Below are 21,155 nucleotides of genomic sequence, written 5' to 3'. Positions count from 1 at the left end.
TACGAGTGGTCATGAAACATAGCGATTTCGGGCTGCTAAAAGCACTAAACCACGTATCATCCTGGCCGAATCGACTTCAGGCTTGTCGCACTAACAAGTGGGCCAAAGCGGTCAATTACGCTCCATTTCGTCTACCCTCACAACGCGCCATGCAGCAACCAGCTTGCGCTTGGCGGATCGACATTTTTGCCTTAATGCACCGGAGAATTTTCATGCTCAACCGTACCCTGGCATTGGCTGTCGGCGTGACGCTGTCTTTTTGTACCCTGTTGGCGCAGGCCGCCGACACCCTGAAAGTCAGTGCGATTCCCGATGAAGCCCCGACCGAACTGCTGCGCAAGTTCAAGCCGCTGGGCGCCTACCTGGAACAACAATTGGGCATGAAGGTCGAGTTCGTTCCCGTGAGCGACTATCCGGCCGTGGTCGAGGCGCTGGCCACCGACCGAATCGATATGGCCTGGCTGGGCGGCTTCACGTTCGTGCAGGCGCGCCTGAAAACCGGCAATGCCATTCCGCTTGTACAGCGCGAACAGGACGCCCAGTTCACCAGCAAATTCATTACCGCCGACCCGGCCGTCAAGTCCCTTGCCGATCTCAAGGGCAAGACCTTCGCCTTCGGCTCGGTGTCCTCCACGTCGGGCAGTCTCATGCCGCGCTATTTCATGCTGAAGGACGGCATCAAACCAGAAACCTACTTCAGTCGCGTGGGCTATTCCGGCGCGCATGACGCCACTGTCGCCTGGGTCCAGGCCGGCAAGGTCGACGCCGGGGTACTGAACGCCAGCGTGTGGGAAAAACTGGTCGCCGCCGGCAAGGTCGACACCACCAAGGTCAAAGTGTTTGCGACCACCCCGGCCTACTTCGACTACAACTGGACCGTGCGCGGGACCCTCGACCCGGCACTGGCAGCCAAGATCAAGGCAGCCTTCCTGGCGCTCGATCCGGCGAACCCGAAGGACAAGGAGATTCTGGATCTGCAGGCTGCCAGCCGATTCATCGAAACCAAACCCGAGAACTACAAGGGTATCGAGGAAGCCGCACGCGCTGCCGACCTGCTCAAATGACGTTGCATCTGACCCAGGTCAACCTTACCCACGCCAACGGCGTCCAGGCGTTGCGTGGGGTGGACTTGCACATCGGTGCCAGCGAACAGGTCGCTATCATCGGTCCGTCCGGCGCGGGCAAGTCGAGCCTGCTCAACCTGCTGGCCACCGCCCTGCGTCCGGACAACGGTGAGCTGCAGGTGCTCGGCGAGCGCGCCTGGCAGCTGTCTGCCCGTCAGCGTCAGCGTCTTCGCGCGCGCATCGGCCTGATCCATCAAGCGCCCCCGCTGCCACCGCGCCAGCGCGTGGTCACTGCGGTTCTGGCTGGAAAGCTGGGTCAGTGGGGCCTGGGCAAAAGTCTGCTGAACTTGCTGCGTCCGGTGGATGTTCCGGGCGCACGTGCGGCGTTGGCCAGACTGGACCTCAGCGACAAGTTGTTCGCGCATTGTCAGCAACTGTCTGGTGGACAGCTACAGCGTGTGGGCATTGCCCGCGTGTTGTATCAAGCGCCCGAGGTGTTGCTGGCCGATGAGCCGGTCTCGGCCATGGACCCGGTGTTGGCCGAGCACACGCTGTCGGTACTCTGCCGCCATGCCCGGAAGCACAACGTCACCCTGGTCGCCAGCCTGCATGCGGTGGAGCTGGCCCTGGCGCACTTTTCGCGCATCATCGGCTTGCGTGATGGACAGATCCTGTTCGACCTTGCGGCCAGCGAAGTCGACCGCGAGTTGCTCGATAAGCTCTACGCCAACGAACAACTGCAATCCCCACCGATTACTCCGGCGCCCTTGAGTGTGCAGATTCCCCGATGCTGACCCGTGATACCCGAGATCCGGCCACCCGGCCCCGCCTGCTGCTCACCTTACTGGCCCTTGCTTTGCTGTGGCCAGGCATCCACTTCAGCGAGCTGGACCTCAGTGTTCTGATGGCGAGTGACAGTCAGAGCGAGATGGGCCGGTTTGTCTCAGCCTTCTGGCCACCGGCCCATGGCGAGGAATTCATTGAGCTGTTAGTGCAAGCCACCTTGCAGACCCTGGCCATCGCCACGGCCGGCATGGCGCTGGCGTTGCTGTTGGCCGTCCCCGCCAGCCTGCTGGCCAGTCGGGCTCTGTCGCTGTCTGCTGCCTCCCGCGCCGGCCACCCGAGCTATTGGGGCCAACTGCTGCGTTGGCCGGTACGCGGTTTACTGATCTTCCTGCGCAGCGTGCCGGAAATCGTCTGGGCGCTTTTGTTTGTGCGCGCCGTCGGCCTCGGCCCGACGGCCGGCGTGCTGGCCATTGCCATTACCTACAGCGGCATGTTGGGCAAGGTCTACGCGGAAATTTTCGAGTCGATCGACCAGCGCCCGGCCCACGCGCTATTGCAAGCTGGCAGCGGTCGTCTCGCGGCCTTTTTCTACGGGATCCTGCCCAATGTCGCTGCCGAGCTGCTGTCGTACACGGTGTACCGCTGGGAGTGCGCAATCCGCGCCTCGGTGGTGATGGGCTTCGTCGGCGCCGGCGGTCTGGGCCAGCAAATGGACCTGTCGTTGCGCATGTTCGCCGGCGGTGAAGTAGCCAGTTTGTTACTGACGTTTCTCGTCCTGGTACTGCTCGCCGATCAACTCAGCCGTCTGCTGCGCTGGAGGCTGGCATGAATCGCCTGATCAACCTGGTGCTGCTCCTGTGTATCGGCGCAACGGTGGTCGCCTCGTTCATCTACTTGGGCATCGACCTCGGCGAACTCGGTGGCAGCAGCAACCTGAAGCAGATGGGCGCTTATGCGCAGCGTTTTCTCAGCCCGGACTTGAGCGCGGGCCATCTGCAAGCCATCGGCCACGGCGCTGTGGAAACCATCGCCATGTCCGCCCTTGGCACCCTGCTTGCGGCGGTATTCGGTCTGCTGTTGGCATTGCCCGCGGCCGGGCGCTTCGGCTGGCCTCTGCAAAGCGCGTCGCGCCTTGTGCTCAACGCCTTGCGCGCGGTTCCGGAACTGGTGTGGGCTGCGCTGATGGTCCTGGCCGCCGGGCTCGGCCCCAATGCCGGCACCCTGGCCCTGGCCTTGCACACCACCGGTGTGCTCGGTCGGCTGTTCGCCGAAGCACTGGAAAACACCCCACCCGAACCGGCCGAAGCCATCCGCTTGCAGGGCGGCAATGCCGTATGGGCGTTCTGCTACGGATCACTGCCCAACCTGTTGCCTCAACTACTGGCCTACATCCTGTACCGCTGGGAAAACAATATCCGCATGGCCAGTGTGCTCGGCTTCGTCGGCGCCGGTGGTTTGGGGCAAATGCTCTATGTCAGCCTCAGCCTGTTCCAGGAAGCTCAAGCCAGCACGGTCATTCTGGCGATGTTGTTGCTGGTATTAGCCGTCGACACCTTGAGCAGCTGGAGCCGTCAACGCTGGGTCAAGGCCTGACGGTTTCGCAGAACCGGATGGCAAAGCGTTGATCCAGACTAAGCCTCACGCTACGGTTCGCGCTGCGGGTACTTTCGCGTATTTCGAGAGACCGATCTTGATGCCAACCAGGATGGGCGCGGCGACTACAAAAAGCAGAGCAACAGCGATGAACGCTGTGTCGAAGGCAATCACAGTCGCCTGACCTGACACGACCCGGCCCAGGAGGTTCACCGCTGCCCGGCCGGCGGCCGCTGCATCTATCCCTTTCATCGACAGCATGGCTGTCGTGGTCGTCAGCCGTTCGATGACCGCAGTTCCTCCCGGGGTGACATTGGCGCTGAGGACCAGGTCATTGGCGAAGACGTTATGGTCGATCAGTGTCTGGAGCCCTGCGACGCCCATCAGACCACCCAACTGGCGCCCCGTATTGAACAGACCAATACCGAAGGCAAGATTTCGGCTGTTGAGGTCGCTGAAAGCGATCAGCGTGATCGATAGAAACAGGAAGCCAAGGCCCAGACCGCGCAACAGGATGGCGGCCATCATGTCGTCCGTGCCGCTTTCGCTGGTCGAACCGGACAGCATCCACATCGCACCCATGATCATCAGGATTCCAAACGGCACTGTGGCGACCGGCGGAACGCGGCGGACCTGCATGAGATAAGCCGATATGAGCAGCCCGCCGATAAAAAAACCGCCACTGGGCAACAGGAGCAGACCGGCATCAGTAGGCGTGAATGCGAGGACCGACAGGGCGAACGCCGGGATCAGGAACGCGCTGCCGAACAAGGCGGCGCCGGCAACAAAACTGACGATAAAGGCGAAGCAAAAATCGCTCGATTTGAACAGGGTGAAGTCGAACAGACCTTGGCCCTTGGCCAACACTTGTTGGCCGAGAAATGCCAGCAGCGCGGCTGTGCCGATAACGCTCAGCCAGAGAATGCGTGGCTCTTCGAACCAGTCCCATCGGCTGCCCTGGCTGAGAACGTAAGTGAAGCAGAACAGCGTGGCAGCGATCAGCGCGAAGCCGACCCAGTCAAATGGACGGTGCCGGACCTTGGCTGGCATCGGGCCGTCTGCGATCAACAGAAGTCCGCTCGCCGCCAGGGCCACCGGAACAACGCCGAAAAAAATCCACGTCCAGGACTGGCTATCGATCAACCAACCTTGAAGGGCCGGGGCAAGCGTCGCGGACGCGACAACGGCGCCCATGGCAAACAGGGCTTGAAGGATGGGTTGGCGAGATCGCGCAAAGGAGCGAAATATGATCGCCTGCCCCCCGACCAGCAGAGTGCCGCCAGCGAAGCCTTGAATAACTCGAAGCGCGATCAGCAGGTCCAGCCGTGCCGTGATGGCGGCAATGCCGCATGCCATGCCCATGGCCAGGGTTGAGCCGATGATCACATGACGTGGATTAAAACGCTTCAGCAGCCAAGGCGCGGTCATGAACCCGATCAGCTTGAGCGCGGTGTAGCCGATATCCAGCCAGGCGAATTCATCAGGCGTTGCATAGGTGTCGCCGATAATGTCGCCGCGTCCGAGTGACAGAACGGTGCTGGCGATCGCCTCCGTCAGCGTGGCAAGCACGATGCCCATCATGAGCAAAACACCGGTCATAACGCTGGTGTTGCACCGCGTAGCGCTGGCATCCGCGTTCATGATCCCTCCCCGTGCGCAACTTCGACGCGGGCGGACAGGCCCGGCACGATGCGGCCCGGCAACGGGTTGTGGACAAGCCGGATCTTCACCGGAACGCGCTGCACGACACGCACAAAGTTGCCGGTCGCGTTGTCGGTGGGGAGCAGACTGAACGCCGACCCGCTACCCGGTGCAAAGCTGTCGACCACGCCTTCCAGTGCCCCGCTGGGGTAGCCGTCGACCGTGATGCGCACGCGCTGACCGGGGCGGATTTGTTCGAGCTGGGTTTCCTTGAAATTCGCCACGACCCATACGTCGTTGACCGGCACGATATCGAGCAAGGCAACGCCTGTCGTAACGAAGCGGCCGATGCGAACCTGACGGTTACCGACCACGCCATCAACCGGCGCGCGTACCACGGTGCTGTCAAGATCGATCTGGGCGAGATCGCGTGCGGCCTGCGCCTGCGTCACCGCAGCAACGGCAGCTTCGCGCTCCGCTACGAGGACGGCGATGCGTTGCTGTTGCGCCTCGACCGTCGCGGAAGCGCCGGATACCGTCGCCTCGGCCCTCAATCGCGCCGCATCGCTTTCATCGACGAGGGCTTGGCTGACCGCGTTGCTGAGAATCAGTTTGCGGCTGCGATCATTGGTTTTGTTCGCCAGATTCATCTCGGCCACGCCCGAGCGTTTCTGGGCTTCGGCCTGGCGAATCAGGGCACGCTGAAGCTGGGTTTCTGCATCGACATGGGTCAGGCGCGCCTGGGCAGCACTGACGTTGGCCACGGCTTGCGCCAGCCGTGCGCGATAGTCCCGGTCATCGATACGGAACAGGACGTCACCGGCCCGGACGGTTTGGTTGTCCTCGACCTCGACCGCAGTGACATAACCGGCAACCTTTGCCGCGAGCGAGGTGACATCGCCGCGCACATAAGCGTTATCGGTGGAGGTCGCACCGCTCGAAAGCACTATGGCCCATCCGCCAGCCAGGACCACCACGGCACCGATGCACAGCAGGATGCCGATCTTCTTTCTCTTGCCTTGCCGTGCCACCACGACAGGGATCTCGGCGCTTGCGCCGGTGGCAATGGCGGCCTTGTCCTGAAGCGCGTTCATGTTGTCTTTTCCTGTTCAATGCCTGGGACTACAGCAGCCACGGGCGGCAGTGACCTGCCGCCCGGCTGTCGAGCATTCATGAGCGCGTGATTGGCTCACTTTTTGATCGGTGTCACGAGCGTCGTTTCATCGCTGTCGAGGACGAACACGGCCAACAGGCGTGCGGGTTGGGTGTCGCTGGCGTTGGCGCTGACTTCGTGCACGGAGCCCGGCTCCTCTACGAAGTTTTCGCCGACCTTGTAGATCTTTTCCGGCTGGCCTTTGACTTTGATGCGAAACGAGCCCTCCAGAACCGTTGCATAGATGAAGGCCGTTTTCGGATGGGTGTGGGACGGCGACGCGGCGCCCGGCCCGTACTCGACGACGACGCCCTTCATGCTCTTGCCAGGGATGTTGGGAATGGGACGGTCAAACACGACCGTCACCTTGCCGGGGGGCGGCTCAGCGGCCGACACTGCGCTGATCGACAGCACTGCAAAGGCAGCGGCCAAGAGGTATCGGGCAAACATGACAAATCTCCTTCGTGGGTGTGTGATGTGACGACGAGCCCCGTTACCCGGCCGTCGACTGAGCGAGCCAGTCTTCGAAGCGGATCGCGCCCAGGCGCGCGTTCTTGCCGGCGGTCAGCGATTGATCGTCGAGCACATCGCCGAAGTAGCGCGCGTTCACGTCCGGCACGACCTTACGGTTGTCCTGGTTTACCCGCAGAAAGCGCCTGGCCAGATCGTCGAGGGGCATGGCTTCAGGACCTGCGACTTCGACCGTGCCATTGACCGGCGCTGCCAGCGCGACATCGGTCAGCGCCGCCACCACGTCGACGGCCGCTATCGGCTGGATCAGCGCTGGCGAAATGCGAATCTCCTCGCCAACGGCGAACGACTGGACAATGCCGCCAACAAATTCGAAGAACTGCGTGGCACGCAGGAGGGTGTAAGGAATGCCGGACGCCTTGATAAGGTTTTCCTGCGCGACCTTGGCCCGAAAATAGCCGTTCTCGGGAAGCCGTTCGCTACCGACGATCGACAGGGCAACGTGATGACGAACACCGGCCGCAGCTTCCGCAGCCAACAGGTTACGGCTCGACGTTTCGAAGAAATCGAGGACGGCCTGGTCTTCCCACGACGGCGCGTTCGCCACGTCGACGACCACCTCAGCGCCATCCATTGCTTGGGCCAGGCCCTCGCGGGTGATGCTGTTCACGCCCGTACTGGGGGAGGCGGCGAGCACGTCATGGCCGCGCTCGCGGAGGTTCTGCACAAGTTTCGATCCAATGAGGCCGGTGCCTCCGATGACGACGATCTTCATGGGGGTCTCTCCTACGCTTCTCGGCAGCAACCATTGCTGTCGATGTAGAAAGAGAGTGCCTGCGCGTGTGAGGGAAGTCCTTGTGTCGGCCTTGAGTTTGTCTTCAGGCAAGCTTGGTTTTTCGTCCAGGGAACAGGCAGGCGACGGGCATCCCCTGCGGACGGTGCAGCGGATCAAACGCTGCCGTATTATCGACACCTCGTACTAATCGCCAGCTCGGACACGGAGTCGAGGGCGCTCGACCAGGGGATATCCGCCTTGCCATTCGTGTTTGAAGACTACGTGCTCGATCAGGAGCGCCGGGAACTGACCTTGCGCGGTCAAGTCGTGGCCGTCGGGCCACAGGCCTTCGATCTATTGCTGCAGCTCATCAGCAACCGTGATCGCGTCGTCAGCAAGGACGACCTGCTCAAGGCGGTATGGAACGGCCGGATCGTCTCGGAATCGACGATCACCAGCCACATCAATGCGGTACGCAAGGCCATCGGCGATAGCGGCGAGGAACAGCGACTGGTGCGCACAGTCGCTCGCAAGGGCTACCGCTTTGTAGGCGAGATCAAGGTCGACGAGATCGACGGAGGCCGACAGCCTGACGGGCCTGGCACCGGCGAAACTGCTTCCGTGGACCCGACGCCAACACCGCCCTCCTCGCTTGTCCTCCCGGACAAACCCTCCATTACCGTCCTGCCCTTCCACAACCTGAGCGGCGACCCGGAGCAGGAGTATTTCGCCGACGGCATGGTCGAGGACATCATCGCCGCCCTGTCGCGAATCCGCTGGCTGTTCGTCATCGCCCGCAATTCGAGCTTCACCTACAAGGGCCGTGCGGTGGACGTCAAAGGCGTCGGCCAGGAACTCGGCGTGCGCTACGTGCTGGAAGGCAGCGTGCGCAAGTCCGGAAACAAAGTACGCATCACCGGGCAGCTCATCGACGCAACAAACGGGACGCACATCTGGGCGGAGCGCTTTGAAGGTCAGCTCGACGACATCTTTGAACTGCAGGATCAAATCGCCGAAAGCGTCGTCGGCGCCATCTCGCCGCAGCTGGAACGGGCGGAAATCGAGCGCGCCAAGCGCAAACCGACGGAAAGCCTGGACGCCTACGACTATTACCTGCGCGGCATGGCGAAACTGCACAGCGGCACCCGGGAAGCCGTCGATATAGCACTGCCGTTGTTCTACAAGGCCATCGAGCTCGACCCGGAATTTGCATCGGCCTATGGCATGGCAGCCTGGTGTCACTTCTGGCGCAAGTTAAATGGCTGGATGAGTGATCGGACTCGAGAGATCGCCGAAGGCATACGGCTTGCGCGGCTGGCGGTGTCGCTCGGCCGAGATGATGCCGTGGCGCTGACGCGAGGCGGACATGCGCTTGCCCATCTTGCCGGCGATGTCGATGGCGGCATTGCCCTGCTCGACAGGGCACGCCTGCTCAATCCCAACCTCGCTCCCGCCTGGTACCTGGGCGGTGTCCTGCGTGCACTGCGCGGTGAAACAGACGAAGCGATCGAGCATTTGAGCCATGCCGTTCGCTTGAGTCCGCTGGATCCGGAAATGTTCAGGATGCAGGTGGGAATGGCGCTCGCGTATTTCTTCGCCGGGCGCTTCGACGTCGCTTCGGCCTGGGCGGAGAAAGCGCTGGGGAACCTGCCCACCCTCCTGCCCTCGGTTGCCCTGATGGCGGCCAGTCATGCACTCACCGGGCAAATGGACAAAGCGAAGCAGGCGATACAGCGCCTGCACGAGCTGGAACCCTCGTTGCACGTCTCCAACCTGAAGGACTGGCTGCCCATCCAACGGCCCGAGGATCTCGCGCGGCTCGCAGAGGGACTGCGGCTGGCCGGCTTGCCCGAGTGACCGCGTCCGATTGCAGCGTTAAGATCCGACGGTTTGGTTCACATTTCTGAGGATGACCACGGTATGTCCAGGCTCGACACCTCCCTGCAAGACTCCGCCGCACCTGAAGGCGTTTGTTATGGCTGCGGCAGCAGTAATCCCCACGGGCTTCACATCAAGAGCGTCTGGCATGAAGACGGCGTGCATGTCATGGCCGAACACATGCCCGATGCCAAGTATTGCGGCTGGCCGGATCTGGTTTACGGCGGGCTGATAGCGATGCTGGTTGACTGCCATTCAAACTGGACGGCGATGGCTTATCACTACCGCGCGGAACACCGCGAAGTCGGGAGTCTCCCGCGCATCAATTGCGTCACCGGCAACCTCGGCATCAAGTTCATCAAACCGACACCGATGGGTGTCCCACTGACCCTGCGCGCGAAAGTCGAAGGTGAGGTCGGACGCAAAACTCGCGTCATCTGTGAGGTCTATGCGGGGGATGTGCTGACGGCTATTGGAGACTCCGTTTTTGTTCGTGTGGATACTGAGCAACTGGCTGCGGTTGCTCATAGCCGGTAGGTTGCTTCCGTCCAGGCACCGCCCATTGGCGGTTGCACGTTCATAGAAATCTCTTCAGATCGCGACGCAATGGACCTGACGGTATCGGGGATTCAGTCGATATCGACGTTCAAGGCGATGTCCCAAGTGCCGGCGCCGTTTTTCGCCAGGCCGATCATCATCAGGCCGAGCGCCTCGAGCGTCTGGGCCATGTGCAGGCCGCCGACATCCAACGGGCGCAGCCCGAGACTCTCGATGAACGTCGAGACGCGCGCCTTGGCCTCCGGATCGTCGGCGGCGATGAACGCGTCGAGGCGCCCGCCCTTAGCAAGGACGTGGCCGAAGAGGGTGTTGAACGCTTTCACGACATGCGCGCTGGCGGGGGCGATCTTGGCGATCTCCTGCGCACCAGAACTGCCGGCGGGAGAGACGAGGCCCGTGAGGTCCGGGGAGGCCGTGTTGGTGATGTCGATGATCACCTTGCCGTCGAGCGCGTCCCCGTAATCGGCCACCACCGACGCCGCACCGGTGTACGGCACGGCGAGGATGACGATGTCGCCGGCCGGAGTGGCCCCGTACGTCCCGGTGGTCGCTCCGGCTGCGAGCTTGTCGGCCAGTGCCTGCGCCTTGGCGGGGTCGCGGCTGACCACCTCAACGGTGTATCCAGCTTTGGCAGTACGACCGGCGATCGCCGCGGCCATGCCTCCTGAACCGATGATGCTGATAGTGCTCATGTGCAGTTTTCTCGTGAATTGGAGTATTGCTCGTTGTCTCAACGGCATCCCACGATTGATATCCCGTGTGCGCCGAGCTGCGTGCGTCATTCCTCATGCCATCCCCGGGTCGACAGCATCGTTACCCGAACGGATCACGCATCGCGACATGCTGTCCGCCGGGCCCGTTGCGCCCGGCGCCCTCCTCAACTCAGGCGGCCGGGAAGTAGTGGCCGTTGTCCAGGTCCTCGAACAGGCCGGGCTGAACAGGCTCCCAACCGAGGGTCTGGCGGGTGATCAGGTTGGACGCCGGGAGGTCCAGCGTGACCAGATTCGCGAGGAACCCGAAGTATCCCGGCAGCATCAGGACGTCCGCGGGAATACTCACGGCCGGCACGCCCAGACGGCTGCCAATGGCCTCGGCGATCTCACGGAACCGGATGCCCTCACTCTCGACCCCGTGCCAATATTTGCCAGCCTCACCCTTCTCCAGCGCCAGGCGGAACAAGATGGCGAGGTCACGGGCGTGCACGGCCGGCCACAGGTTCGCGCCTTCTCCCGGGTAACCGATCACGCCCTTTTCCTTCGCCAGCCCGATCAACAATGGAAGGAAGGCGACGTCGGTCGTGCTGTGCGCGATCGTAGGAATCCGCACGATCGACGACCGCACGCCGCGCTCTGCGAGGCCGATCACGGTGGTTTCGACGACGTTGCGAACCCGCAAGGTCCCCTTGTACGCATCGCCACCGGGAAGTGACGGGTCTTCCTCGGTGGCTGGTCGGCCCAGGTTTTCCCAACCCGGCGCGCCGATGCTCCCCGACACGACCAGCGGCTTGCCGCTTCCAGCCAGCGCTTCGCCGTACGCAAGCATGATCTGGAGTTCCGCAGCGGCCACGGCGTCGATCCCGCCAGTGGAAAGCAGGTCTTGCCGGTGCGCAACGTGGATAACGCCGTCTGACTCCGACGCTGCCGCCTTAAGCCCCTCGAGGTCGGAAATATCCCCGCGACGCACCTTGGCGCCGAGTGCGGTCAGCGCAGCCGCGGACTTGTCGGACCGGGCCAGGCCGGTGACCTCGTGGCCGGCGGCGATGAGCTCAGGGATGATGTACGAACCGATATGGCCGGTTCCGCCAGTGACTAAAACGTGCATGTTATGACTCCATAGGCGTGATGTGATGCGAGAAATGGTGATACGAGAACGCTCAGCCGAGATGGCTGACGCCGATCGAGAAGTTGGTGTGCTTGACGAAGTGTGCAATGAGGCCCAGCGAAAGCAGGCAGGCATGCTCCAGCGTTCGCGCCTTGAGCAGCGGCCCGGTGTCCATCGGGCACAGTCCGAGGCGATCCGGCGAACTCATTCAACGTACGATCCATGCTGGTCGCTTCACTTGCAAAAAGCAAGTGATCAACTGAGTTTTACTTGCAACATGCAAGCGATGCTAAGATCTCGCCATGAAAACACCATCTAAAGAAGACGTTCGGTCCCATTGCGCGGTGAACTACGGCCTGGAGATTTTCGGCGACCGATGGTCGCTCTTGATCATTCGCGACATCGTTTTTGTGGGTAAGAAGACGTATGGCCAGTTCCTGAAATCGGAAGAGGGAATCGCGACCAATGTTCTTGCTTCCCGACTGGCCTTTCTTGAGGCGCAAGGGATTCTCTCGAAAGCGCCCAGCCCCGATGACAGGCGCAAGGACTTTTACACGTTGACCGAGAAGGGCCTGGACCTCATTCCGATTGTGATCAGCATTGTGCTCTGGAGCGCAAAGCATGATTCGAAGTCGTACGTGCGGCGCCGCGAGGAGTTTGTTGCTCGATTAAGTCAAAACCCCATGCAGGTGAGTGAGGAAGTGAAGGCGCTGGTCCGCAATGGCGGGTGCATCTTTCCTGAGAGCGGGGGATGAACAAAGCGGCAAACGCGCCCTGTCACGGCGCACAAACCAGGTGCACACACCACCGCCTGCAGGACGCTTGAGGGAGGACAAGCCTCTGCATCAGCGCAGCCAAGGCAACGTCGAGTGGCGCCAGGCCCAAGATCAATGCATCAACCTTTTTGTGGGCCGTCTCGGTACTTAGCGCCTGGCGTTCGCGACCATCCTTGAGGCCCGCGCCAGTGCTTGCGTGTCCATCAGTCGAACTTGACCAAGTCCTTGAAGATCAGTTGACCCCAACTATTTCCGCGCGCCTGCACAAGCAGTCCACCTTCCGAAAGCCCGCCCAGTTTGATCGGCGAGAAACCGAGATTTTCTGCAAGCGCACCAATCTCCGCTGCGGCGCCGTCATCGTCGCTCGCCAGGAACACGACTCTCCTGCCACCCTGTACAGCCGGATCCTGGCCAAGGACGGCGGCGCCCAAATGGTTGAAGCCTTTGACCAGCCGTGCACCAGTAAAGGCCTGCGCGACGACCCTGGAAGAAGGCTCTCCTCCCAGTTCCTCAGGGGACACGCCGTAGGCATTGGTCACGTCGATGATGGTCTTTCCCTTCCAGGTCGGCAGCACCTTCGCGACATCAAGGTGCGACTCGAAACGGACAGCCAGAAAGACGATGTCCGCCTTGACCGCGTCCGCCAGTTTCTTGGGAATGATCTGGGGGCCGATGGCGGCCGTGGCGGAAGCAAAGCTTTGCGGGTCGCGCGTGGTTGCGACGGATACTTCGATGCCATTGCGGGCAAACGCCTTGGCCAGGGCCTGGCCGATATTGCCGAAGCCGATAATTGCGTAGCTCATATATTCTCCTGAGGTTTACCGAGTTCTACGGCGCTCCGAATAATCCAATGGAGCGCCTGGGCGCAGGGCGTCAGAGTTGCGCAAGACCGCCGTCAACGGCGACTTCGCTGGCGGTCATGAAGCTACTGTCCGGCGACGCGAGAAAGGCGGCCACGGCCCCGATCTCCGCCGGATCAGCCATGCGCTGAAGCGGGGTCATCGCGGCGTAGGCCTTCTGGCCCTCCTCGCCCAGCGCTTCCTTCGCGAGTTCGGTCGCCGTCGCCCCGGGCGACAGCACGTTTACCCGGATGCCCGTGCCTTTCAGGTCCTCCGCCCAGGTCCGCGCAAGGTTGCGCACTGCCGCCTTACTCGCGCTGTAGGCGCTCATTCCCGGGGCGCCCGTGGTGCCGGCGCTCGACCCGGTCAGGATGATCGAACCGCCCTGCCCCATCAGCGGCAGCGCCTTCTGGACTGTGAAGATCGTCCCCTTCACGTTGGTGTCGAAGGTTTCGTCAATGTGCTCGGCGGTGATCTTGCCGAGCGCAAGCTGACTTCCCGCCCCGGCATTGGCGAAGACGATGTCGAGGGTTCCGCGCTCGGCCTTCACCGCCGCGTAAAGTCGGTCTAGGTCGGCCAGATCGGAGACAGAGCCCTTCACCGCGCGGGCATTGGGCCCGAGTTCGGCTACAGCGGCATCGAGCGCTTCCTGCCGGCGACCGAAGATGAAGACGAAGGCGCCCTCCTCGATGAAGCGTTTTGCGGCGGCGCGGCCGATGCCGGTAGCGCCACCGGTAATGACAGCGGTCTTTCCATTCAGTCGGGTCATGTCGTGCATCCTTCGTTGGAGTTGTACCCAAGCAGGGAATTGCTTGCTTGAGACGAGGATGCATCGCTGATAACCTAAGGACAAGTATGCACCTTTTGGTAAGTATCAAAAAATGACGACGACTTCTGAAATCTGTGACACCGGTTGCGGGCTCAACGCCACGCTGCGCATCATCTCAGGCAAGTGGAAACCGCTGGTCTTGTTTTTCCTGCGCGGCGGCCCGAAGCGCTACGGCGAGCTCAAGCGTTTGATCCCGGGCGTCAGCGACAAAGTGCTGATCCAGCAATTGAAGGATCTGGAAGCCGATCACGTGCTGACGCGGACCGACTACAAGGAAGTGCCACCTCGCGTGGACTACGCGCTGACCCCGCTCGGTCGCAGCCTGGCTGAAGCGATTGTGCCGCTGTGCACCTGGGGAACCGAGAACGCGGCGGAAATGGCAAGCATCTTCGCCAAGCGGGACGCTTTGCCCTAGCAGAATGCTGAAGAATCGCTGAGTTGGACGACTGCGCATTCGTGGGTGGGCGGCAGGTCGAATTCCTCGGGATCAGACCGTCAGGATGCGCGGTTTTGGCGCTCTGGCCATGTTTGGGTTGAAGCGATAGCCGAAGGTTTGCTTCTGGCCGTTTTCTGCCCTTCGCAACAGACTGCAATCGGCCAGCAGCGGACGCTGAAGTAACATCACACCGATGAAAAACGCTTTCGATAATCACTTGGCCCCACTCCGAGACGCCGCATAAATGCCCTTCTGAACCCATCCGTATTGGCATAGCCGACTGTATCGGCCAAGCGTTTGAGTGATACGTCCGAGTCTTCGATTAGCCGTCTGGCCGCATCGATGCGCGCCAGTTCGACAAATTCGGCCGGGGTCGAACCAGCTTCGGCCTTAAAGGTACGGGCGAAGTTGCGCTCGCTCATACCGGCGCGAGCGGCCAGGGTGGGTACGCTCAAGTCGGACTTCAGGTGCTCCACAACATAATCCTGCACGTCTCTGATTACGCTGCGTTCGGCGGTTTGTGCCGCCAATTGCGCGCTGAACTGCGATTGCCCACCAGGCCGTTTGAAGAACATCACCATTTCACGGGCAACGCTGAGCGCCAGGTCTCTGCCATGGTCTTCTTCGACCAGCGCCAAAGCCAGGTCCATGCCCGCCGTGACCCCCGCCGAGGTGTAGACATTGCCATCCTTGATATAGATGCTGTCCGGATCAACAAGAGTTTGCGGGTGTTCCTTCGCGAGTTTTGCGCTGGAATTCCAGTGAGTGGTGACATGGCGTCCGTCGAGCAGGCCAGCGGCGGCCAGCAGAAAAGCACCGCTACAGACCGAACCGATCCGGCGTACGGATTTCGCCTGCCGACGTAGCCAATCTTGCAGTGCAGGGTCATGCGCAATTTCGTCGATGTGTGGACTGCCGGCCACGAGCAAGGTGTCGATCTTGCCTTTATAAGTTTCGAAGGTTTCGTCGATGCCAAGCTTTAAACCGCTTGAGCCTTTGATCACCCCCTTGCAAGTACCGATCACTTCGACCCGATAGGCGCGTGGATTGCCCAGTTGTCTAGCTGCTTCGGCGAAGACGTCGGCAGGTCCGACGACGTCCAACAGCTGCACGCGGGGGAATGCCAAGAGGGTTATGCGCATGATGTCTGTCCTCGTCGAATCGTTGGCTGAATAAGTCGTTTAATGACTATTTCAGCCAAAAGTTATTTGGCTGAAAATAGCTCCAACAGCAAATTCAGTCAAACGGGAGACTGCCATGAACACTGCATATACCCCCACCGTCGCTGCTGCTCAATTGGTACAAACCAGCACGACGTCCATCAAAAACCTGCCTGTCAATCTGTTCGGCTCAGTCATGGGCCTGGCCGGTCTGGGCCTGGCATGGCGCTTGAGTGGTCAGTATTACGGCGTCGGCGGCGTGTTGGGTGAAGCGATTGGTGCGCTGGCCGGCATGGTATTCGTGCTGCTGACCCTGGGTTACCTGACCAAATGGGCAAAACATCCAGGAGCGGTAAAGGCCGAGTTCAACCATCCGATTGCGAGCAACTTTTTTGGCACCGTCACTATTGCGCTGTTGCTGCTTTCGGCAGTCGCGGCGCCCCACAACGAATTGCTCGGACAGGCGCTCTGGATACTGGGCAGCGCACTGACGGTATTGCTCGCAGGTCTCGTGGTTTCCCGTCTGTTGTCGGGCAATCAGGATTCATTGAATGCCGTACCTGCCTGGCTGATTCCGGGTGTTGCCACCCTCGATATCGCGGTAACCGGTGCGCACATACCAATGGTCTGGGCTACTGAGTTCAATCTGTTTGCCCTCGCGGTGGGTGCGGTACTGGCACTGGTTTTCTTCACCCGGATTTTTTCACGGCTGGTGCATGAGACAACGTTGGCCAAAGGCATGGTGCCTTCGCTGATGGTCCTGATTGCCCCCTTTGAAGTCGGTTTCCTGGCATACACCAACGTGTTCGGCGAGATCGACCGGTTTGCCAGCGTATTGTTCTACTTCGGCCTGTTTCTGTTCGTGGTGTTGAGCTTCAAAGTGTTCCGTCGCGATGTGCCCTTTGCCCCTTCATGGTGGGCAATCAGCTTTCCCATCGCGGCCCTGAGCAATGCCGCGCTTAAATATGCACATGCCCAGGACAACACCGTGCTAATGGTAATCGCTGCTGTAATTCTGCTTTTTCTCACCGTGGCACTGACCGTGTTGTTGGTGAAAACCCTGATCAGCCTGTTCAGCGGCAAACTGTTGGCCAGCTGACCATTTACCTCCCTTTGGCGAGCCTTAACCGGCTCGCTTTTTTTTGCCCACACAGGTTTCATCGAATGACTTACAACACATCTTGGTTACTGCTGATCGTTGCCGGATTCCTGGAGATTTTCTTTGCAGTCGGGTTGAAATCTGCAAACGGTCTTGAACGGCCATGGCTGCTGCTGGGCACGATCGTAACGTTGGCGGGCAGTTTGTGCTTGTTGACGATAGCGTTGCGGGTGCTGCCCGTAGGAACCGCCTATGCGGTCTGGACCGGTATCGGCGCTGCCGGCACAGCCATCGTCGGAATGTATTGGATGGGTGATGCGGTATCGCTCTGGAAACTTGTCTGGATCGGCATGATCCTGCTGAGCGTCGCCGGACTACGCTGGGCAGCTTAAACAGAGCAAATACTTAATTTAATCGATTAACAGCCCCATCTTCAGTCCAGTGAAGAATTGGGAACATAGGCTAAGTGAGTCGCTTAGGGTTTGTAGACGCCGCCAAACGTTTACTGATCTCCGATTCTTGCCAGTGCTCACAGTCTGCTTCGGGTCGTTTTCTGCCCTTCGCAACAGACTGGAATCGGCCAAAAGCGGACATGGAGCGCCAACGAAAGCTCAGTATCACTATCCGTTGTATAGGCACTTTCCTGAAGAATAGGAAAGCGGGCCTCCTGCAAATTCACAAAGGAGACCCAGCTCCACGATCGCACCAGGCTAAGTCCCGCCATACGAGACACTGGACTGATATTTATGACTCATCTGACTAAAATGGCCTTCACCTCCAGCAGATGTTTGCGTAACCGGTCTGCATAATCCTCGGCGACAGCAGCCTGAACGCTAGCGCGATTGGCCAGTGCATGACGCCACTCTGCAATGCGAACAAGTCCATCGAACAATGGATGACCTGGTTCGAACCCTAGTATGTCGAAGTAGCGGAAAACTGGAGTAACGGCTATATCCACCATGCAGAGCTTCGCACCAGCGAAGTAATTACCGTCCGATTTTTCAAGTTCGAATCGCTCTAGTTTGCCTCTCAACGCTGCTGATTTGCTAAGCGCTGTCTGCTGATCCGCTGCATTCAAATATCCCCACGCATCCGCGAGCATGGCAGTGGCGAATTCGATCCAGGCACGGTGTTGAGCACGGGTGATTGCATATTCCGGGTGCAAAGCAGGCTCCGGATACACCTCTTCGATGAATTCATAGATTGCCACGCTCTCAAAGAGCACGTTCGCACCCTCGTCGCCTTTTTGCACCTTTAGAAGTGGGACTTTGCCCGTTGGAGACATGGCCAGAAACCAGTCGGGCCTGACCTTCAGATCCACATCAATGCGCTGAAATGGAACCTGCTTTTCGAGGAGTAAAATGGCCACTCGCTGAACAAACGGACAAAGCTCGTGGCTAACGAGCGTGAGCTGTGATTGCGACATTTGAATACCCACTGTTATTTCGACAACTCCCGCTTCCGGGCAGGAAGCGGGATGTACAGACTCGAAGGCGTGCCTATCTCGTTAAAGCGAGCGCCCACCATCAACAATAATTTCTGTTCCCAACGTCCAACGAGACTCGTCCGACGCGAGGTACACCACCGCCTTAGCTACTTCTTCAGGCGTGCCAAAACGGCCAAATGGGATAGTCGCAGCAATATCTTTGTTGACCTGCTCGCGGTAGGCATCGGGAATACCCGCCTTGTCGTACAGCGGCGTGTCGATCGGCCCAGGGCTGACCGCATTTACTCGAACACCACGCGGTAGAAGCTCGCTAGAGAGCGTTTTCGACATGTTTAGAAAAGCCGCCTTTGTTGCGGCATAAATGGATGAACGCGCGGCGCCCAGGTGCGCACTGATCGAGGTGTTAAGAACCACCGATGCAGGGTTTGAGAAGACCGGCAGCAGTGCTTGCAGGAGGAAGTAAGGGCCTTTGACATTGATGTCGAAGGAGCGATCAAACATCTCCTCGTTCCAGTCTTCGATTGGCTTCCAGACGGATACGCCAGCATTGAGGAAGGCAACGTCGAGCTGCCCGTAATGAGACTGAACAGCCTGCGCCAGCTCCTTCTGGGCTGCGACACTAGCTGAGTCGGCTCGCAGCACCAGGACTTCGCTACCTAAAATAGCTTGAGCATTTGCCATGGACTCAGGATTAACACCTGTGACGATCACGCGTGCGCCTTCGGCGAGAAATTGCTTGGCGGTTTCCAGACCGATGCCGCTTGTACCGCCAGTGATGAGGGTACGCTTGCCTTGTAAACGGGACATGTAAATTTTCTCTCTTTTGGGGCGGCCAGCCGGACGACTGACCTTCTGAGAGCAACTATGTATTCATGCCAGCACGCTGATAAGATGGGCAAATAGAATAGATCTCATGCAAAATCCGCATGAAAAGGGGCGTGATGGACCGGTTGTTACTGATGAGCTGTTTTGTACGCGCTGTCGAGACAGGTAGTTTTTCTGCTGCGGGACGTGATCTAGGACTAGGGCAACCGAGCGTCAGTCGTTACGTCGCTGCTCTTGAAGACCATTTGCAAACCAGGCTGCTTCACCGATCCACACGAAAGCTGATGCTCACGCCCGAGGGTGAACGGTACTACGCAGATGCGCGGCGTATTCTGGACTCAGTGGAACAGTCAGAGTCCTCACTGAGAGGGAACGTAGCGCCGTCTGGATTACTGCGCGTCGCTTGCCCGACCGCATTGGCTCACACCTTCATCGTACCGCACGTCGCGAGCTTTCTAGGGCGTTATCCCGAACTGTCGCTCGATCTTCAAATCAATGATCGCTACGTCAATTTAGTCGACGAGGGGGCAGAACTCGCGATTCGTATTGGGCACCTGGAGGACAGTGCAATGCGAGCCCGGCCACTAGCGTGGTTCGAGCGTGTGTGCGTTGCCAGCCGTGCGTACCTAGAGAAACGTGGCTCTCCCTCTTCGCCTGATGACCTGAAGGAACACGACTGCCTCATTTATACCCTCCTATCCACTGGAACCAACTGGCGGTTTAAGGATACTGATGTCCCGATCTCCGGACGACTGCGTGTCAACTCGCCTGAGGCGATACGTGAGTACGTGAATGCAGGATTGGGAATCGCGCAGGGGCCTCAATGGCTTTATGAGGAAGGGCTGAGAAGTGGCAATCTTCAATTGCTGCTTAACGAATACGTGGCGCCACCCGTCCCGATCCAAATCGTATATTTAGCGAATCGGCTGCTGCCCCAGCGAGCCATCGTTTTCATGGATTTTATGGCGGATGTTTTTGCTGCATTCCATGAGCGCCCTGAATAGCCTCCTGGCCCACGGCCAGGGTGCGAGCGGAGAATCATCAGCATAGCGGCCCCTTGGGCGAAAATCGCTGCACACTCACCATTCTTGCTCGTCAACGGGGCTTTAAGTAGTCACGCCGGACTGCAGGGCTTGCCTCTCAAAAGTGTCCTGATTTATTGCCAACGCCGATTCGATACATCTCTAAATCAAAGGTGCAACGCTCATCTCATGCGGTTAAGAAAACGGGGGCAGATTTATTTGGATCACCGACCGCTTCTGGCCGCTTTCTGCCTGTCGCCACCAACCGCAATAGGTATCTGTCCAGCGAGACAAATCGCCAACCTACACTCCAAGCCCCCCGTCTTTGTACGGCGCCGAGCGAGTAGAAAAACGTGGTTTTCGCGTCCCAAAGAGGTCCCTACAAACGAACGACCAACCTGAACTTTCCCTTCGTTAATCTCCGCGCCAGATGGCACTTTTAAACACCGCTATATTGATACACCGTCGCACTCCAATACTGGCTGCCGTTACGTTTTTGGCGAACCCATCCATCGGCCATCAGTTGTTTGGCGATCATTCGATTCATAAAGCCATGACCGAGCAGCAGAACCGGTCCTTCGTTGGCAAGGGACTGAAGTCGTCGAGCTGCCGTGCTGGCGCGCATCCTCGCAGTTCCGGCGGATTCGACGTTACGTGAGTAACCGCACAACCATAAGACTCGAAGGATAAATGCCCAGGTAAACGACGATAGCCGTGGCAGTTTCCAGTGACCATAAGGCAGTTGCGCTTCACAGAAAAGCGCGTCGACAAGGGCGGGCTTCAGGCCAAGAGCCTGGACGGAGGTCAGCGCACGAGGCGCGCGGCTTGAGACAATCACCTTGGCGGTTGCGGCGAGCTGCATGCTGGCATCCGGGACGGGTTGGTTGGTAATTTCGGACCGGTTGTATTGCTCGATCCAGTCTTTCATATCGAGCGCTGACATTTTGTCGGTTGCGACCAGTTTTGGCTGGCCGTGACGCAT

At 59.7% G+C, this 21,155-nt stretch carries 24 protein-coding genes; 11 read left to right on the top strand and 13 right to left on the bottom strand.

Annotated elements, in window-relative coordinates; translation table 11 throughout:
• Nucleotides 1-212: 212 nt before the first annotated feature.
• The 4 genes from IB252_RS25290 to phnE are packed head-to-tail and all read left to right on the top strand — an operon-like array spanning nucleotide 213 to nucleotide 3,443.
• Complete coding sequence (locus IB252_RS25290; RefSeq protein ID WP_074878026.1) at nucleotides 213-1,064, top strand: putative selenate ABC transporter substrate-binding protein; 852 nt, start codon at nucleotides 213-215, stop codon at nucleotides 1,062-1,064.
• Nucleotides 1,061-1,858: a phosphonate ABC transporter ATP-binding protein gene (locus IB252_RS25285; protein WP_111448855.1), complete on the top strand. Its 798-nt coding sequence runs from the start codon at nucleotides 1,061-1,063 to the stop codon at nucleotides 1,856-1,858. The genes IB252_RS25290 and IB252_RS25285 overlap by 4 nt, the downstream gene beginning before the upstream one ends.
• Complete coding sequence (locus tag IB252_RS25280) at nucleotides 1,852-2,679, top strand: PhnE/PtxC family ABC transporter permease (RefSeq protein WP_192410633.1); 828 nt, start codon at nucleotides 1,852-1,854, stop codon at nucleotides 2,677-2,679. The genes IB252_RS25285 and IB252_RS25280 overlap by 7 nt, the downstream gene beginning before the upstream one ends.
• Nucleotides 2,676-3,443 (top strand): phosphonate ABC transporter, permease protein PhnE, encoded by a 768-nt coding sequence (gene phnE, locus IB252_RS25275; protein WP_192410632.1) that lies wholly within the window; start codon nucleotides 2,676-2,678, stop codon nucleotides 3,441-3,443. Before IB252_RS25280 ends, phnE begins: the two co-directional genes overlap by 4 nt.
• A 45-nt stretch (nucleotides 3,444-3,488) precedes the next feature.
• Here phnE and IB252_RS25270 read toward each other — a convergent pair whose 3' ends face one another.
• The 4 genes from IB252_RS25270 to IB252_RS25255 form a co-directional block, all read right to left on the bottom strand.
• Nucleotides 3,489-5,084, bottom strand: coding sequence for an MFS transporter (locus tag IB252_RS25270; protein WP_192410631.1), 1,596 nt, complete (start codon nucleotides 5,082-5,084; stop codon nucleotides 3,489-3,491).
• A complete protein-coding gene (locus IB252_RS25265) occupies nucleotides 5,081-6,178 on the bottom strand; it encodes an HlyD family secretion protein (protein ID WP_192410630.1) in 1,098 nt (365 codons plus the stop codon). The genes IB252_RS25270 and IB252_RS25265 overlap by 4 nt, the downstream gene beginning before the upstream one ends.
• 95 nt (nucleotides 6,179-6,273) lie before the next feature.
• Nucleotides 6,274-6,687: a cupin domain-containing protein gene (locus tag IB252_RS25260; protein ID WP_111448860.1), complete on the bottom strand. Its 414-nt coding sequence runs from the start codon at nucleotides 6,685-6,687 to the stop codon at nucleotides 6,274-6,276.
• Between the two features lie 43 nt (nucleotides 6,688-6,730).
• Nucleotides 6,731-7,483, bottom strand: a complete 753-nt coding sequence (locus IB252_RS25255; RefSeq protein ID WP_192410629.1) for an SDR family oxidoreductase — start codon at nucleotides 7,481-7,483, stop codon at nucleotides 6,731-6,733.
• Between the two features lie 258 nt (nucleotides 7,484-7,741).
• Between IB252_RS25255 and IB252_RS25250 the strand changes: the two genes are divergently transcribed.
• Nucleotides 7,742-9,340 carry a winged helix-turn-helix domain-containing protein gene (locus IB252_RS25250; RefSeq protein WP_192410628.1) on the top strand — a complete coding sequence of 533 codons (1,599 nt, stop codon included), beginning with the start codon at nucleotides 7,742-7,744 and terminating at the stop codon, nucleotides 9,338-9,340.
• A 63-nt stretch (nucleotides 9,341-9,403) separates the two neighbouring features.
• On the top strand, nucleotides 9,404-9,898 hold the full coding sequence (locus IB252_RS25245; RefSeq protein WP_192410627.1) for a PaaI family thioesterase: 495 nt from the start codon (nucleotides 9,404-9,406) through the stop codon (nucleotides 9,896-9,898).
• 92 nt (nucleotides 9,899-9,990) lie between these two features.
• Here IB252_RS25245 and IB252_RS25240 read toward each other — a convergent pair whose 3' ends face one another.
• The 3 genes from IB252_RS25240 to IB252_RS25230 form a co-directional block, all read right to left on the bottom strand.
• Complete coding sequence (locus IB252_RS25240) at nucleotides 9,991-10,611, bottom strand: NADPH-dependent F420 reductase (protein ID WP_192410626.1); 621 nt, start codon at nucleotides 10,609-10,611, stop codon at nucleotides 9,991-9,993.
• Between the two features lie 190 nt (nucleotides 10,612-10,801).
• On the bottom strand, nucleotides 10,802-11,740 hold the full coding sequence (locus tag IB252_RS25235; protein WP_192410625.1) for an SDR family oxidoreductase: 939 nt from the start codon (nucleotides 11,738-11,740) through the stop codon (nucleotides 10,802-10,804).
• 52 nt (nucleotides 11,741-11,792) lie between these two features.
• The gene (locus IB252_RS25230) at nucleotides 11,793-11,948 is read right to left on the bottom strand and encodes a hypothetical protein (RefSeq protein WP_225607574.1); all 156 of its coding nucleotides are present in this window, start codon (nucleotides 11,946-11,948) and stop codon (nucleotides 11,793-11,795) included.
• A gap of 94 nt (nucleotides 11,949-12,042) precedes the next feature.
• Here IB252_RS25230 and IB252_RS25225 point away from each other — a divergent pair, with 94 nt between their 5' ends.
• On the top strand, nucleotides 12,043-12,495 hold the full coding sequence (locus IB252_RS25225; protein ID WP_192410624.1) for a winged helix-turn-helix transcriptional regulator: 453 nt from the start codon (nucleotides 12,043-12,045) through the stop codon (nucleotides 12,493-12,495).
• Nucleotides 12,496-12,719: 224 nt separating this feature from the next.
• Here the strand turns inward: IB252_RS25225 and IB252_RS25220 are convergent, their stop codons facing one another.
• Together IB252_RS25220 and IB252_RS25215 are read right to left on the bottom strand one after the other, a co-directional pair.
• Nucleotides 12,720-13,319, bottom strand: a complete 600-nt coding sequence (locus tag IB252_RS25220; RefSeq protein WP_192410623.1) for an NADPH-dependent F420 reductase — start codon at nucleotides 13,317-13,319, stop codon at nucleotides 12,720-12,722.
• 70 nt (nucleotides 13,320-13,389) lie between these two features.
• Nucleotides 13,390-14,124 carry an SDR family NAD(P)-dependent oxidoreductase gene (locus IB252_RS25215; RefSeq protein WP_111448868.1) on the bottom strand — a complete coding sequence of 245 codons (735 nt, stop codon included), beginning with the start codon at nucleotides 14,122-14,124 and terminating at the stop codon, nucleotides 13,390-13,392.
• 112 nt (nucleotides 14,125-14,236) lie between these two features.
• On the opposite strand from IB252_RS25215, the gene IB252_RS25210 reads away from it, so the two are divergent.
• Nucleotides 14,237-14,599 carry a winged helix-turn-helix transcriptional regulator gene (locus tag IB252_RS25210; RefSeq protein WP_111448869.1) on the top strand — a complete coding sequence of 121 codons (363 nt, stop codon included), beginning with the start codon at nucleotides 14,237-14,239 and terminating at the stop codon, nucleotides 14,597-14,599.
• A 206-nt stretch (nucleotides 14,600-14,805) separates the two neighbouring features.
• On the opposite strand, the gene IB252_RS25205 is transcribed toward IB252_RS25210, so the two are convergent.
• Nucleotides 14,806-15,762 (bottom strand): GlxA family transcriptional regulator, encoded by a 957-nt coding sequence (locus IB252_RS25205; RefSeq protein WP_192410622.1) that lies wholly within the window; start codon nucleotides 15,760-15,762, stop codon nucleotides 14,806-14,808.
• 115 nt (nucleotides 15,763-15,877) lie between these two features.
• On the opposite strand from IB252_RS25205, the gene IB252_RS25200 reads away from it, so the two are divergent.
• Nucleotides 15,878-16,879, top strand: a complete 1,002-nt coding sequence (locus IB252_RS25200; RefSeq protein ID WP_192410621.1) for an SLAC1 anion channel family protein — start codon at nucleotides 15,878-15,880, stop codon at nucleotides 16,877-16,879.
• A 65-nt stretch (nucleotides 16,880-16,944) separates the two neighbouring features.
• A complete protein-coding gene (locus tag IB252_RS25195; RefSeq protein ID WP_192410620.1) occupies nucleotides 16,945-17,271 on the top strand; it encodes a DMT family transporter in 327 nt (108 codons plus the stop codon).
• Between the two features lie 359 nt (nucleotides 17,272-17,630).
• On the opposite strand, the gene IB252_RS25190 is transcribed toward IB252_RS25195, so the two are convergent.
• Together IB252_RS25190 and IB252_RS25185 are read right to left on the bottom strand one after the other, a co-directional pair.
• The gene (locus tag IB252_RS25190) at nucleotides 17,631-18,305 is read right to left on the bottom strand and encodes a glutathione S-transferase family protein (RefSeq protein WP_192410619.1); all 675 of its coding nucleotides are present in this window, start codon (nucleotides 18,303-18,305) and stop codon (nucleotides 17,631-17,633) included.
• 81 nt (nucleotides 18,306-18,386) lie between these two features.
• On the bottom strand, nucleotides 18,387-19,133 hold the full coding sequence (locus IB252_RS25185; protein WP_192410618.1) for an SDR family oxidoreductase: 747 nt from the start codon (nucleotides 19,131-19,133) through the stop codon (nucleotides 18,387-18,389).
• A 134-nt stretch (nucleotides 19,134-19,267) separates the two neighbouring features.
• On the opposite strand from IB252_RS25185, the gene IB252_RS25180 reads away from it, so the two are divergent.
• Complete coding sequence (locus tag IB252_RS25180) at nucleotides 19,268-20,155, top strand: LysR family transcriptional regulator (protein WP_165933967.1); 888 nt, start codon at nucleotides 19,268-19,270, stop codon at nucleotides 20,153-20,155.
• 457 nt (nucleotides 20,156-20,612) lie between these two features.
• Here IB252_RS25180 and IB252_RS25175 read toward each other — a convergent pair whose 3' ends face one another.
• Nucleotides 20,613-21,155, bottom strand: a complete 543-nt coding sequence (locus IB252_RS25175; RefSeq protein WP_192410617.1) for a histidine phosphatase family protein — start codon at nucleotides 21,153-21,155, stop codon at nucleotides 20,613-20,615.

Source organism: Pseudomonas sp. PDM10 (assembly GCF_014852295.1).
In the GTDB taxonomy this organism is placed as follows: domain Bacteria; phylum Pseudomonadota; class Gammaproteobacteria; order Pseudomonadales; family Pseudomonadaceae; genus Aquipseudomonas.
Note: the sequence above shows the minus strand (reverse complement) of the source record. Positions and strands in the feature narration are given on the sequence as shown.

Excerpts from the sequence above, each read along its gene's own strand:
- IB252_RS25290 (WP_074878026.1), top strand. The coding sequence starts at position 213 with ATGCTCAACCGTACCCTGGCATTGGCTGTCGGCGTGACGCTGTCTTTT.
- IB252_RS25285 (WP_111448855.1), top strand. The coding sequence starts at position 1,061 with ATGACGTTGCATCTGACCCAGGTCAACCTTACCCACGCCAACGGCGTC.
- IB252_RS25280 (WP_192410633.1), top strand. The coding sequence starts at position 1,852 with ATGCTGACCCGTGATACCCGAGATCCGGCCACCCGGCCCCGCCTGCTG.
- phnE (WP_192410632.1), top strand. The coding sequence starts at position 2,676 with ATGAATCGCCTGATCAACCTGGTGCTGCTCCTGTGTATCGGCGCAACG.
- IB252_RS25270 (WP_192410631.1), bottom strand. The coding sequence starts at position 5,084 with ATGAACGCGGATGCCAGCGCTACGCGGTGCAACACCAGCGTTATGACC.
- IB252_RS25265 (WP_192410630.1), bottom strand. The coding sequence starts at position 6,178 with ATGAACGCGCTTCAGGACAAGGCCGCCATTGCCACCGGCGCAAGCGCC.
- IB252_RS25260 (WP_111448860.1), bottom strand. The coding sequence starts at position 6,687 with ATGTTTGCCCGATACCTCTTGGCCGCTGCCTTTGCAGTGCTGTCGATC.
- IB252_RS25255 (WP_192410629.1), bottom strand. The coding sequence starts at position 7,483 with ATGAAGATCGTCGTCATCGGAGGCACCGGCCTCATTGGATCGAAACTT.
- IB252_RS25245 (WP_192410627.1), top strand. The coding sequence starts at position 9,404 with ATGTCCAGGCTCGACACCTCCCTGCAAGACTCCGCCGCACCTGAAGGC.
- IB252_RS25240 (WP_192410626.1), bottom strand. The coding sequence starts at position 10,611 with ATGAGCACTATCAGCATCATCGGTTCAGGAGGCATGGCCGCGGCGATC.
- IB252_RS25235 (WP_192410625.1), bottom strand. The coding sequence starts at position 11,740 with ATGCACGTTTTAGTCACTGGCGGAACCGGCCATATCGGTTCGTACATC.
- IB252_RS25230 (WP_225607574.1), bottom strand. The coding sequence starts at position 11,948 with ATGAGTTCGCCGGATCGCCTCGGACTGTGCCCGATGGACACCGGGCCG.
- IB252_RS25225 (WP_192410624.1), top strand. The coding sequence starts at position 12,043 with ATGAAAACACCATCTAAAGAAGACGTTCGGTCCCATTGCGCGGTGAAC.
- IB252_RS25220 (WP_192410623.1), bottom strand. The coding sequence starts at position 13,319 with ATGAGCTACGCAATTATCGGCTTCGGCAATATCGGCCAGGCCCTGGCC.
- IB252_RS25215 (WP_111448868.1), bottom strand. The coding sequence starts at position 14,124 with ATGACCCGACTGAATGGAAAGACCGCTGTCATTACCGGTGGCGCTACC.
- IB252_RS25210 (WP_111448869.1), top strand. The coding sequence starts at position 14,237 with ATGACGACGACTTCTGAAATCTGTGACACCGGTTGCGGGCTCAACGCC.
- IB252_RS25205 (WP_192410622.1), bottom strand. The coding sequence starts at position 15,762 with ATGCGCATAACCCTCTTGGCATTCCCCCGCGTGCAGCTGTTGGACGTC.
- IB252_RS25200 (WP_192410621.1), top strand. The coding sequence starts at position 15,878 with ATGAACACTGCATATACCCCCACCGTCGCTGCTGCTCAATTGGTACAA.
- IB252_RS25195 (WP_192410620.1), top strand. The coding sequence starts at position 16,945 with ATGACTTACAACACATCTTGGTTACTGCTGATCGTTGCCGGATTCCTG.
- IB252_RS25190 (WP_192410619.1), bottom strand. The coding sequence starts at position 18,305 with ATGTCGCAATCACAGCTCACGCTCGTTAGCCACGAGCTTTGTCCGTTT.
- IB252_RS25185 (WP_192410618.1), bottom strand. The coding sequence starts at position 19,133 with ATGTCCCGTTTACAAGGCAAGCGTACCCTCATCACTGGCGGTACAAGC.
- IB252_RS25180 (WP_165933967.1), top strand. The coding sequence starts at position 19,268 with ATGGACCGGTTGTTACTGATGAGCTGTTTTGTACGCGCTGTCGAGACA.
- IB252_RS25175 (WP_192410617.1), bottom strand. The coding sequence starts at position 21,155 with ATGCGTCACGGCCAGCCAAAACTGGTCGCAACCGACAAAATGTCAGCG.